The following is an 11,421-nucleotide window of genomic DNA, read 5'->3' on the forward strand; positions in this document are numbered from 1 at the left end:
GGGCACCCTCGATGTGCCCCGCCGCGCCGTCATATGTGGGGCCCGGCCATCCGCTCCAGGCGGCTGATGCGCTCGCCCATCGGAGGGTGGGTGGCGAAGAAGCGGGACATGCCCTCCCCCGCACGGAACGGGTTGGCGATCATCATGTGCCCCGCGGTCTCCAACCGCGGCTCCGGGGGCAGCGGCAGCTGCTGGGTGCCCCTCTCCAGCTTACGGAGCGCGGAGGCCAGGGCGAGGGGATCGCCGGTGAGCCGCGCGCCCGACGCATCGGCCTGGTACTCCCGGGAGCGGCTGACGGCGAGCTGGATCAGGGAGGCGGCGAGCGGCCCGAGGATCATGATCAGCAGCATGCCGAGCACCCCGGGGCGGTCGTCGTCGTCCGAGCGGCCGGCCGGGATCAGCCAGGCGAAATTCACCAGGAACATCACCACGGAGGCCAGCGCCCCGGCGACCGAGGAGATGAGGATGTCGCGGTTGTGGACATGGCTCAGCTCATGGCCGATCACCCCGCGCAGCTCCCGTTCGTCCAGCAGCTGGAGGATGCCGTCGGTGCAGCAGACCGCGGCGTTACGGGGATTGCGGCCGGTGGCGAAGGCGTTGGGCGCCTGGGTCGGGGAGAGGTAGAGGCGCGGCATCGGCTGGCGGGCGGCGGTCGACAGCTCACGGACCATGCGGTACAGGCCGGGCGCCTCGAATTCGCTCACCGGGCGGGCGCGCATGGCCCGCAGCGCGAGCTTGTCGCTGTTCCAGTACGCGTAGGCGTTCGTCCCCACCGCGACGAGCACGGCGACGACCAGGCCCGTACGGCCGAAGAAGCTGCCGATGACGATGATGAGTGCGGACAGACCGCCGAGGAGTACGGCGGTTCTGAGCCCGTTGTGCCGGCGGTGCACCGTACGCCCTCCAAGCGATCCGGCAGGGGAACCCACTGCTGCGGCATCCACTCTTCAGTGGACCCTTACTCACTGGTCAACGCGAGATGAGCAGGGCAGGTTCCCTCACCCTCCGCACCCGGGGAGGGCCGGTTCCGTCGTCCGGGCGGACGCGGGCGGCACCGGCGGAGCGCCACCTTCCGGCCAGGGCTCGGCCCCGGCGTGACTACAGGAGGGTGCCCGCGGCGAAGCGCAGGACCAGCTGCGGAGCGCCGGAGAGGGCCACCCCGAGGACGGTGGCCAGGGTGAGAGCGACGGCGAGCGGCGCGGGGATCCGGGCGGGCGCGGGGCGGACGGCGAGTGCGCCCCCCGCCGTCACGTCCACGGAGGCTCCGTCGGCCGCCTCCTCCGGGGCGCCGCGGAAGAGCACGGCGGTCCAGCGGAGGTAGTAGTAGAGCGCGATCACCACGTTGACGGCCATGACCACGGCGAGCCAGCCCAGGCCCGCGTCGACGGCCGCGGCGAAGACCGTGACCTTCGCGAACAGGCCGATGACACCCGGCGGCAGCCCGGCCAGGCAGAGCAGGAAGAAGCCGAGCGCCAGCGCCACCAGGGGGCGGCGGGCGGCCAGGCCCCGGTAGTCGGTGAGGCGGTTGGCCGGGCTGGTCCGCGCCACCAGGGCGGCGACCGCGAACGCACCGAGGTTCACCGCGGCGTACATCAGGGCGTACGCGACGGTCGACCCGATGGCGCGCCCCGGGGCGTCGGCGTACGCGGCGGCGGCGATCGGCACCAAGAGGTACCCGGCCTGGCCGACGGAGGACCAGGCCAGCAGCCGTACGGCGCTGTGGCCGCGGGCGGGGTCCTGGCGCAGCGCCGCGACGTTGCCGACGGTCATGGTCAGCGCGGCCAGCACCGCCAGCACCGGGCCCCAGACGTGCGCGTAGGCGGGGAAGCCCTTGACCGTGACGAGGATCAGGCCGGAGAAGCCGACGGCCTTCCCGATGACGGAGAGGTACGCGGCGATGGGCAGCGGGGCGCCGACGTAGGTGTCGGGCACCCAGAAGTGGAACGGCGCGGCGGCGGTCTTGAAGGCGAAGCCGACGAGGGTGAGGGCGACGCCGGCGCTCGCGAGGGTGGCCAGGCGCGGGTCCGGGAGGTGGGCGAGCCCATGGGCGACGCGGGTCAGGTGGAGGCTCCCGGTGGCGGCGTACAGGAAGCTCACCCCCAGGAGCATCACGGCGGTGGAGGCCACCGAGGAGAGGAAGAACTTCAGGGCCGCCTCGGAGGAGAGCCGGTCGCCGCGGCGCAGGCCGACCAGCGCGAAGGCGGGCAACGAGGCCACCTCCAGGGCGAGGACGAGGGTCGCCAGGTCCCGGGAGGCGGGCAGCAGGGCGGCGCCGGAGGCCGAGGAGAGCAGCAGGAACCAGTACTCGCCCGCGGGCAGGCCGCCGTCCTTGACGGTGTCGATGGACAGCAGCGCGGTCAGCAGCGCGCCGGCCAGCACGAGGAACTGGATGACCAGGGCGAACGGATCCGCGACATAGCTGCAGACGTCCCCGCCGCCGACACAGAAGGTACGGCGGCCGCCGCCCACCAGGGGCAGCAGCGAGAGTCCGGCCAGGGCGAGGCCGCCGGTGGCGAGCCACCCCAGGAGCGGCTTGCGGGCCACCGGGAGGAACAGGTCCGCGACGAGCACCACCAGGGCGACGAGGGCGGTGAGGAGGGGCGGCGCCAGGGCGATCCAGTCGACGGACTGCACCAGGGAAGCCGCTCCGCCCGCGGCCGTCGGGATCATCGGGCTGGTCACTTGCCGCCTCCGAGGAGCTGCTGGACGGCCGGGTCGGTGAGGCCGAGGAGGGCCGCGGGCCACAGTCCGGCGAGGACGGTGAGGGCGGCGAGGGGGGTCCAGGCCGCGTATTCGTGGCGCGCGATGTCGGGGATCAGGGGCCCGGCCGGGCCTCCGGTGGCGGGGCGGTTCCGCGGCGCTTCCGGGGCGGCGTGGTGCGCGGCCTCGTCCGGGGAGGCGGTGCCCTCCTCGATCGCGGCGGCGGGCTCGTCGGCCTCGGGCGTGGCGCCCATGCAGACCCGGCGGACGACGAGCAGCAGATACGCCGCGGTCAGCAGGGTGCCGAGCCCGGCCAGCGCCATGAAGGTGAGGAAGGCGGGGCGGCTGAGGCCGGGCGCCGGGTGGAAGGCGCCGAACATGGCGAGCATCTCGCCCCAGAACCCGGCGAGCCCGGGGATGCCCAGGGAGGCGACGGCGGCGAAGGCGAGGAGGGCGCCGAAGCGCGGCGCGCGGCCGTAGAGGGCGGCGCCGGTGGTGCCGGCGAGGGTGTCGAGGTCGGTGGTGCCGGTGCGGTCCTTGAGGGCGCCGACCAGGAAGAAGAGCAGGCCGGTGATGAGGCCGTGGGCGATGTTGGCGAAGAGCGCGCCGTTGACACCGGTGGGCGTCATGGAGGCGATGCCCAGCAGCACGAAGCCCATGTGTCCGACGGAGCTGTACGCGATCAGCCGCTTCAGGTCGCCCTTGGCGCCCTTGCGGACCAGCGCGAGGCAGGCGAGCGAGCCGTAGACGATGCCGACGGCGGCGAGGGCGGCGAGATAGGGCGCGAAGGTGTGCATGCCCTCGGGCGCGATCGGCAGCGCGATCCGCACGAAGCCGTACGTGCCCATCTTCAGCAGGACACCGGCGAGCAGCACCGAACCGACGGTGGGGGCCGCGGTGTGGGCGTCCGGCAGCCAGCTGTGCAGCGGCCACAGCGGCGACTTGACCGCCAGTCCGATGCCGACGGCGAGTACCGCGACGAGCTGAACGGTGTGGCTGAGCTGGGACTTCGGACCGTTGTCGGCGGCGAGTGCAACCATGTCGAACGTTCCGGTTTTTACTCCTACGAGAAGGAGGCCGAGCAGCATGACGACGGAGCCGAGCAGCGTGTAGAGGATGAACTTCCAGGCGGCCGCCTGCCGGCCGCCCGGCTCCCGGCCGGACGGAGCGCCGGGCGCAGCCCCTCCGGAATTGCCGCCCCAGCGGGCGATGAGGAAGTACATCGGGATGAGCACCATCTCGAACGCCAGGAAGAACAGCACGAGATCGAGGACGGCGAAGGTGGCGAGGGTGCCGGACTCCAGCAGGAGCAGCAGGGCGACGAACGCCTTGGGGGACGGCCCCTGGGGCATCGAGAAGTAGCTGTAGAGCGCGCAGAGGAAGGTCAGCAGCGCGGTCAGGACGACGAGGGGGAGCGAGATGCCGTCGATGCCGAGGTGGACACGGATGTCCAGCGCGGGGATCCAGCTGATGTCGGTGGTGGCCTGCATCCGGGCCGGGTGGCTGTGGTCGAAGCCGATGGCGAGGGCCACGGTCGCCGCGAGGACGACGCCGGTGACGGTCACGCCGTGGCGCCGCACGGCCTGGTCCGGGCCGCGGCCGCGGAGACCGGGCGGGGCCGGAAGCAGCGCGCCGACGGCGCCCAGCAGCGGGAGCACGACGACGCCCGCGAGGAGCAACTGCATAGCGGTGTGATTCATGGTCAGGCTCCGGTGCCCGTGGCGACGAGGACCGCGGCGACGGCCAGGACGAGTGCGCCCGCGAGCAGCGCGCCGAGGTAGGTCTGCACGTTGCCGGTCTGGGCGCGGCGCACGGCGGCACCCAGCCAGCGGGGGCCGGTCCCGGCGGCGCGGACGTAGGTGTCGACGACCTCACGGTCGAGGAAGCGGACGAGGACCGCGGCGGCGCGCACGGGGCGGACGAACAGCGCGGTGTAGACGGCGTCGAGGTGGAAACCGGCGGCCGCGGGGCGGTACAGCGGCCCGAGCAGCACCCGGCCGGGGTCGGTGGCAGCTCCGCCCGCCGCGGTGCGGGTGGCCGGGGCGGTGGTGTGGCGCCAGGTCGCGTAGGTGACCAGGCCGCCGACGAGGGCGATGCCGGTCCCCAGGACGGAGGTGGTGAGCGTCGGGGTGAGCGAGCGCCCGTCGAACCAGTCGGGCAGGAAGGGGGCGGTCAGGCCGAAGGCGGCGGTGGGGACGAAGAGGACCCAGAGCACGGCCTTCATGGCGAGCGGCTGCGGGCCGTGGTCCGGGGCCTCGGGTCCGCTGCCGCGGAAGGCGAGCAGCCACAGCCGGGTGGCGTACCCGGCGGTGAGGAGAGCGGCGATCAGCCCGGAGATCAGGACGGTCCAGCCGGCCGCGCCGGGGATGCCCGCGGCCCCGCCGGTGGCGGCGTGCTCCGCGGCACCGAGGACGGCTTCCTTGGAGAAGAAGCCGGAGAACGGCGGGATGGCGGCGAGCGCGAGGAGGGCGACGGTGACGGTCCAGTAGGCGTCGGGGACGCGCCGGTCCAGGCCGCTCATCCGGGACATGGCGGAGAGCGAGTTGGTGCCGGCGGCGTGGATGAGCGCCCCGGCGCCCAGGAACAGGAGGGCTTTGAAGGCGCCGTGGGAGAGGAGGTGGAAGACGGCCGCGCCGCGGTCGCCGACGGCCAGGGCGCCGGTCATGTAGCCGAGCTGGCCGATGGTCGAGTAGGCGAGGACGCGTTTGACGTCGTCCTGGGCGAGCGCGGCCAGACCGGATCCGATCATGGTGACCGCGGCCATGACGGCGAGGACGACCAGCGCCGCGGCGGAGGCGGCGAAGACGGGGAGGAGCCGGGCGACGACATAGACACCGGCGGCGACCATCGTCGCGGCGTGGATGAGCGCCGAGACGGGGGTGGGGCCGGCCATGGCGTCGGGGAGCCAGGTGTGCAGCGGGAACTGCGCGGATTTGCCCGCGACGCCGGCGAGCAGCAGCAGCGCGATCAGCGTCGGGTGGTCGAGCCCGTCGCGGGCGATCGAGCCGACGATGCCGGTGATGCGGAAGGTTCCGGTGTCGGCGGCCAGCGCGAAGATGCCGAAGAGGAAGGGGACGTCGCCGAGCTTGGTGACGAGGAACGCCTTGAGGGAGGCGGCGCGGGCGGCCTCGGTCTCCCAGTAGTGGCCGACGAGGAAGTACGAGCAGATGCCCATGACTTCCCAGCCGACCAGCAGCACCATCAGATCGCCGGTGTAGACGACGAGCAGCATCGCGGAGGTGAAGAGCGAGACCAGCGCGGCGTACGAGGGGTAGCGCGGATCGTCGCGCAGATAGCCGGTGGAGTAGATCTGCACGCAGGTCGCGACCACACCGACCAGGACGGCGATCAGGACGGCGAAGCCGTCGAGGTGGAGCGCCAGGTCGATGGGGACGGAGCCGGTCGGGGTGAGCCGGGTGGCGACGTCGGTGGCGGGCCCGGTGCCCACTCCGGCGGCGGTGACGACGGCGAGCACGGCGGCGGCGAGCGTGGGCAGCACGGCGAGCGGCCGGACGAAGCCGGGGGCGCGGCGGCCCAGGAAGAATCCCGCGACCGCGCCGAGGAACGGCAGGAGGGGGACGAGGACGGCGGTGGTCGTGGGTGTCACGCGGTGGCCTCCGCCTTGGTGTCCGGCTGCAGGTCCGCGGTGCCGGCGTCCGGGGCGTCCGGCGTGTCGGCGAGGTCGCGCAGCCGGTCGATGTCGGAGGTGCCGCGGTGGCGGTGGACGAGCAGCACGATCGCCAGACCGATGCCGATCTCGGCGGCGGCGACGGCGATGGTGAAGAGGGTCAGTGCCTGCCCGGCGTGGAGGGTGTCGCGCAGCCAGGCGTCGAAGGCGACGAGGTTGAGGTTGACGGCGTTGAGCATCAGCTCGACGGACATCAGCACCAGGATCGCGTTGCGGCGGGCGAGCACGCCGTACAGACCGGTGCAGAAGAGGAGGGCGGCGAGGACGGCCGGATAGACGAGATGCATCAGCGCTGTTCCTCCCGCAGGGCGGGGCCGGTGGCGTTCGCCGCGCCGGCGGGGGCCGTCGGAGCCGCACCGGCCGGGGTGCCCGCCGCGCCGGGTGCCGGGACCGGGGCCGTACCGCCTCCGTCGGACCCGGCCGCCGTGTCGGTGCCCTTGCGGGAGAGGACGATCGCGCCGACCAGGGCGGCGAGCAGCAGGACGGAGAGGGCTTCGAAGGGGAGGACCCAGTACTGGAAGAGGCTGCGGCCGGTGGTCTCGGTGGTGCCCTGCGGGGTGCCGAGTTCGATCCAGGTGGCGCGGAAGGCGTCGACGACGACCCACACCAGGGCGGCGGCGGAGGCGGCGGCCACCGCGACGGCGGCCCAGCGGTTGCCGGAGTCGGCGTCGGGTGACCGGCCGATGGGTGCCTTGGTGAGCATCAGCCCGAAGAGAAGGAGGACGACGACGGAGCCGACGTAGATCAGGACCTGTACCCAGGCGATGAATTCCGCGGTCAGCAGCAGGTACTCGACGGCGGTACCGCCGAGGGCCACGACCAGCCAGAGCGCCGCGTGGACGAGCTGCCGGGTGGTGACGGTGACGACCGCGGCGCCGAGGGTGACGAGGCCGACGAGGAGGAAGGCGATCTCGACGCCGGAGGGGGTGAGGAAGCCATGGCTTGCGGCGGCGAGCGTCACGCGTCCTCCCCGGAGTTCTCGGCGTCGGCGGCGTCCTGCTGGGCGGCCAGCTTGTCGGCCGTCCTACGGGCGGCGGCGATCTCCTTGGGCTCCTCGGCGGCGGGGTCGAGGGCGGGCGGTTCGGGCACGGTCCACATCCACTCGCGGAGTTTGTCGCGCTCGTGGGTCAGCTCGCGGATATCGGTCTCGGCGTACTCGAACTCCGGGGACCAGAAGAGCGCGTCGAAGGGACAGACCTCGATGCAGATACCGCAGTACATGCAGAGGGAGAAGTCGATGGCGAAACGGTCGAGGACGTTACGGCTGCGCTCGCGCCCGCCGGGGGCGGCGGGCGGCACCGTCTCCTTGTGGGAGTCGATGTAGATGCACCAGTCGGGGCATTCGCGGGCGCAGAGCATGCAGACCGTGCAGTTCTCCTCGAACAGCCCGATGACGCCGCGGGTGCGCGGCGCCAGATCGGGCTGGACGTCCGGGTACTGCGCGGTGACGCTGCGCTTCGTCATCGTCCGGAGGGTGACGGCGAGGCCCTTGGCGAGCCCGGAGCCGGGGAAGCCGGACGGCTTGGACTTCTTGTCCGCGGCCATCTCAGGAGGTCACCACCTTGACGACGCCGGTGAGGGCGATCTGGACGAGGGCGAGCGGAATCAGGACGGTCCAGGCGAGCTTCTGCAGCTGGTCCTCGCGCAGCCGCGGATAGGTCACCCGCAGCCAGATGATGAGGAAGGCGAGGAGCGCGGTCTTGAGCAGCGTCCACAGCCAGCCGAGGCTGTCGGCGCCGAACGGTCCGTGCCAGCCGCCCAGGAAGAGGACGGAGGTCAGCGCGCAGAGCACGACGATGCCCGCGTACTCGGCGAGCAGGAAGAGCGCGAACCGCAGGCCGGTGTACTCCGTGTACGCACCGAAGATGATCTCGGAGTCGGCGACCGGCATGTCGAACGGCGGCCGTTGCAGCTCGGCGAGGCCGGCCACGAAGAAGACCACCCCGCCGATGAGCTGCCACGGCACCCACCACCAGTGGAAGGAGTCGAGGATCCCGGGCAGCGAGAGGGTGCCGGCGGCCATCGCGACGGAGGCGGCGGCGAGCAGCATCGGCAGTTCGTAGGCGAGCAGCTGGGCGGCCGTGCGCAAGCCGCCGAGCAGGGAGAACTTGTTGGCCGATGCCCAGCCCGCCATGATCGAGCCGAGGACGCCGACGCCCATCACCGCGAGGACGAAGAAGAGGCCCGCGTCCAGGCTCTGGCCGACCGCGTTGCGCGGGCCGATCGGGATGGCGGCCAGGACCAGCAGATACGGCAGCAGTCCGACGGCGGGCGCGAGCTGGAAGACCCGCCGGTCGGCGCCGGCCGGGACGATGTCCTCCTTCTGCGCGAACTTCACCCCGTCGGCGACGAGCTGCGCCCAGCCGTGGAACCCGCCCGCGTACATCGGTCCGAGGCGGCCCTGCATATGGGCCATGACCTTGTGTTCGGTCTGCCCGACGACCAGCGGGAGGACGAGGAAGGCGACGAAGACGGCGAGCAGGCGCACCACGATGTCGAGAGCGTCGCTCATGGGGTGTCGCCTCCTGCCGGGTCCTGGGTGGGGGTGCCGTTGTCCTGGCCGGCGCCGGATTCCTCGCCGGTGCCGGTGGTCCTGCCGGTGCCGGAGGACTTGCCGGTGCCGGGTTTTCCGTCCGGGCCGGTGCCGGTGGCGTCGGGAGCCGCGTCGGCCTGCGCGGGGGCGGGCTCGTCGGCCGCCGGTGCGGGTTCGGGTTCCTCGAAGGCCGGGCGGGCGTGGTGCCAGGGGGCGTCCGAGGAGGTGGCCGCGGGCCTGGACGGGCGGGAGGGGGCGCCCCCGGCCGGCGCCGCGGGCCCGGCAGCCGCATCCGGCTCCGCCGATGCCCCGGGCTCGCCGGACACCTCGGGCTTACCGGGTGTCGCGGGTCCTGCCGATGTCTCAGGCTTTGCCGATGCTTCCGGCTTCGCCGCCGCCTCCGGCTCGGCCGCCGTCTCCGGCTTCGCCGAGGCCGCAGGTCCGGCCGGGCCACCGGCTCCGGGCCGCTCCGACGCGGGCTTTTCCGGCACAGGCCGCGCGGACACAGGCTGTCCCGACACAGGCTGTCCTGACACAGGCTGTTCCGACACGGGCTGCGGCTGGGGCGATGCGGCCTGCTCCGGGGCGGCCGGGCGCTGGCTCGCGGAGCCGGCGCTCGCCGAGCGGGTGCGGCGGGCCGGGCGTTCGCCCGCGGCCGGGCGCTCCGCCGCTCCGGCGCGTCCGGCACCGGCAGCCCGTCCGGCACCGGCGGCCCGGGCGCCGCCGGCCGCGCGGGCGCCGCGTGCCGGGCGGGCCGGGGCCGGGGGCAGCTGGCCCTTGAGCGGACCCCACTCGTTCGGATCGGGGACACCGGGCGGCAGCATCTGGCGGCGCTTGGGGCCACCGTGCTCGGACTCGCCCGGTTCCTTGGCGCCCGGCCACGCCTTGGCGACCCGCGCGGCGAGGACGAAGTCCTTGCGCAGCGGGTGGCCCTCGAAGTTCTCCGGGAGCAGCAGCGGAACGAGATGCGGGTGACCGGTGAAGTCCACGCCGAACATCTCGTACGTCTCGCGTTCGTGCCAGGCGGCGCCCGCGTAGACGCCGGTGGCGGTGGGCAGCGCCGGGGCGTCGTGCGGCACGGTGGTGCGCACGAGCAGCCGGCGGACGGTGCCGGGGCGGGAGACGTCGGCGAGGTGCGCGCAGATCCGGAAGCCGGTGCCGGGCTCGTCGACGGCGCTCAGCCAGTCGAAGAAGGTGCAGCTCAGGGCGGTGCGGGCGACGGTCAGGGCCTCGATCCAGCGGTCGGCCGGTACGTCGACGGTCAGCAGGTCGTAGGCGGCTTCCGCGGTGGCGCCGGCGCCGAAGAGGGCGCTCGCCGGGCCGGGCAGCCAGCCGACGACGGGCTCGGCCGCCTCCTCCGCGGGCGCGTCCACCGGCTCCTCGGCCGGGCCGTTCGCCGGGCCGTTCGCCGGGCCGTTCGCCGGGTCGTGTGTCGGCTCGCTCATCGGGGCTCCTCCCCCGGACCGCCGGGTTCCGCCGGGCCGGGCTCCGGGGGTGCCACCAGGCCGCTGCGCAGCGCGTTCGCCGAGGGCACGGGCGCGCCGCCGGAGCCGTACCGCTCGCCCAGCGATTCGCGGGCGATCTTCTCCTGGAGCTTGAGGATGCCCTGCAGCAGCGCCTCCGGGCGGGGCGGGCAGCCCGGTACGTACACGTCCACCGGAATGATCTGGTCGACGCCCTTGGTCACGGAGTACGAGTCCCAGTAGGGGCCGCCGCAGTTGGAGCAGGCGCCGAAGGAGATGACGTACTTCGGCTCGGGCATCTGCTCGTAGAGCCGCTTGACGGCCGGGGCCATCTTGTCGGTGACGGTGCCGGAGACGATCATCAGATCGGCCTGGCGGGGGCCCGGCGCGAACGGGATGACGCCGAGCCGGATGAAGTCGTGGCGCGCCATGGACGCGGCGATGAACTCGATGGCACAGCAGGCGAGGCCGAAGTTGAAGACCCACAGGCTGTAGCGGCGGCCCCAGTTGAGGATCACCTTCATCGGTTCGGGCGCGAGGCGGGAGAGCGTGCCCAGGCGGCGCGGCATCGGCAGATCGGCGCGTGCGGAGCCCTCGGCCGCAGCCGACGCGCCGTCGGGGGCGGGGGTCACGTCCATTCCAGGACGCCCTTCTTCCATGCGTAGAGCAGGCCGACGGTGAGGAAGCCGAGGAAGACGAACATCTCCACCAGCGTGACGCCGCCGAAGCCGGGGGCGGCGAAGACCGTCGCCCAGGGGAACAGGAAGATCGAGTCGACGGCGAAGATCACGTAGAGGAACGCGTAGACGTAGTAGCGGACCTGGGTGTGCGCCCAGCCCTCGCCGACCGGGTCCACGCCGCATTCGTACGTCAGCAGCTTCTCGGGCGTCGGCACCACGGGCCGCAGCAACCGCCCGGCGCCGAAGGCCACGGCCACGAAGAGGACACCGACGACGGCGACCAGGCCGACGAAGGAATACCCCTGGAAGTACTCCGCGGCGCTGGTGATGGTGCGCACGGTCGTGTCGTCCGGCACG

11 protein-coding genes are annotated in these 11,421 nt (G+C 73.2%); all 11 read right to left on the reverse strand.

Annotated features, from left to right (window positions below; translation table 11 throughout):
• Positions 1-29: 29 nt before the first annotated feature.
• Entirely contained in the window at positions 30-893 is an 864-nt protein-coding gene (htpX, locus tag ACF1BH_RS18695; RefSeq protein ID WP_391643546.1) for a zinc metalloprotease HtpX, read from the reverse strand.
• A 205-nt stretch (positions 894-1,098) separates the two neighbouring features.
• A complete protein-coding gene (locus tag ACF1BH_RS18700; protein ID WP_391643659.1) occupies positions 1,099-2,670 on the reverse strand; it encodes an NADH-quinone oxidoreductase subunit N in 1,572 nt (523 codons plus the stop codon).
• An 8-nt stretch (positions 2,671-2,678) separates the two neighbouring features.
• Positions 2,679-4,385, reverse strand: a complete 1,707-nt coding sequence (locus tag ACF1BH_RS18705) for a NuoM family protein (protein WP_391643660.1) — start codon at positions 4,383-4,385, stop codon at positions 2,679-2,681.
• Between the two features lie 17 nt (positions 4,386-4,402).
• Positions 4,403-6,307, reverse strand: coding sequence for an NADH-quinone oxidoreductase subunit L (locus ACF1BH_RS18710; RefSeq protein ID WP_391643547.1), 1,905 nt, complete (start codon positions 6,305-6,307; stop codon positions 4,403-4,405).
• On the reverse strand, positions 6,304-6,675 hold the full coding sequence (nuoK, locus tag ACF1BH_RS18715) for an NADH-quinone oxidoreductase subunit NuoK (RefSeq protein ID WP_391643548.1): 372 nt from the start codon (positions 6,673-6,675) through the stop codon (positions 6,304-6,306). Before nuoK ends, ACF1BH_RS18710 begins: the two co-directional genes overlap by 4 nt.
• Positions 6,675-7,349, reverse strand: coding sequence for an NADH-quinone oxidoreductase subunit J (locus ACF1BH_RS18720; RefSeq protein ID WP_391643549.1), 675 nt, complete (start codon positions 7,347-7,349; stop codon positions 6,675-6,677). Before ACF1BH_RS18720 ends, nuoK begins: the two co-directional genes overlap by 1 nt.
• The gene (locus ACF1BH_RS18725; protein WP_391643550.1) at positions 7,346-7,933 is read right to left on the reverse strand and encodes a NuoI/complex I 23 kDa subunit family protein; all 588 of its coding nucleotides are present in this window, start codon (positions 7,931-7,933) and stop codon (positions 7,346-7,348) included. The genes ACF1BH_RS18720 and ACF1BH_RS18725 overlap by 4 nt, the downstream gene beginning before the upstream one ends.
• Position 7,934: 1 nt before the next feature.
• Positions 7,935-8,900 carry an NADH-quinone oxidoreductase subunit NuoH gene (nuoH, locus tag ACF1BH_RS18730; RefSeq protein WP_391643551.1) on the reverse strand — a complete coding sequence of 322 codons (966 nt, stop codon included), beginning with the start codon at positions 8,898-8,900 and terminating at the stop codon, positions 7,935-7,937.
• A complete protein-coding gene (locus ACF1BH_RS18735; protein WP_391643552.1) occupies positions 8,897-10,366 on the reverse strand; it encodes an NADH-quinone oxidoreductase subunit C in 1,470 nt (489 codons plus the stop codon). Before ACF1BH_RS18735 ends, nuoH begins: the two co-directional genes overlap by 4 nt.
• A complete protein-coding gene (locus ACF1BH_RS18740; RefSeq protein ID WP_391643553.1) occupies positions 10,363-11,022 on the reverse strand; it encodes an NADH-quinone oxidoreductase subunit B in 660 nt (219 codons plus the stop codon). The genes ACF1BH_RS18735 and ACF1BH_RS18740 overlap by 4 nt, the downstream gene beginning before the upstream one ends.
• On the reverse strand, positions 11,013-11,420 hold the full coding sequence (locus tag ACF1BH_RS18745) for an NADH-quinone oxidoreductase subunit A (protein WP_345088401.1): 408 nt from the start codon (positions 11,418-11,420) through the stop codon (positions 11,013-11,015). Before ACF1BH_RS18745 ends, ACF1BH_RS18740 begins: the two co-directional genes overlap by 10 nt.
• Position 11,421: the final 1 nt, after the last annotated feature.

Origin of the sequence: Streptomyces sp. NPDC014733, from assembly GCF_043083385.1 — a bacterium.
Classification (GTDB): Bacteria; Actinomycetota; Actinomycetes; order Streptomycetales; family Streptomycetaceae; genus Streptomyces.

Excerpts from the sequence above, each read along its gene's own strand:
- ACF1BH_RS18700 (WP_391643659.1), bottom strand. The coding sequence starts at position 2,670 with ATGATCCCGACGGCCGCGGGCGGAGCGGCTTCCCTGGTGCAGTCCGTC.
- ACF1BH_RS18705 (WP_391643660.1), bottom strand. The coding sequence starts at position 4,385 with ATGCAGTTGCTCCTCGCGGGCGTCGTCGTGCTCCCGCTGCTGGGCGCC.
- nuoK (WP_391643548.1), bottom strand. The coding sequence starts at position 6,675 with ATGCATCTCGTCTATCCGGCCGTCCTCGCCGCCCTCCTCTTCTGCACC.
- ACF1BH_RS18725 (WP_391643550.1), bottom strand. The coding sequence starts at position 7,933 with ATGGCCGCGGACAAGAAGTCCAAGCCGTCCGGCTTCCCCGGCTCCGGG.
- nuoH (WP_391643551.1), bottom strand. The coding sequence starts at position 8,900 with ATGAGCGACGCTCTCGACATCGTGGTGCGCCTGCTCGCCGTCTTCGTC.
- ACF1BH_RS18735 (WP_391643552.1), bottom strand. The coding sequence starts at position 10,366 with ATGAGCGAGCCGACACACGACCCGGCGAACGGCCCGGCGAACGGCCCG.
- ACF1BH_RS18740 (WP_391643553.1), bottom strand. The coding sequence starts at position 11,022 with ATGGACGTGACCCCCGCCCCCGACGGCGCGTCGGCTGCGGCCGAGGGC.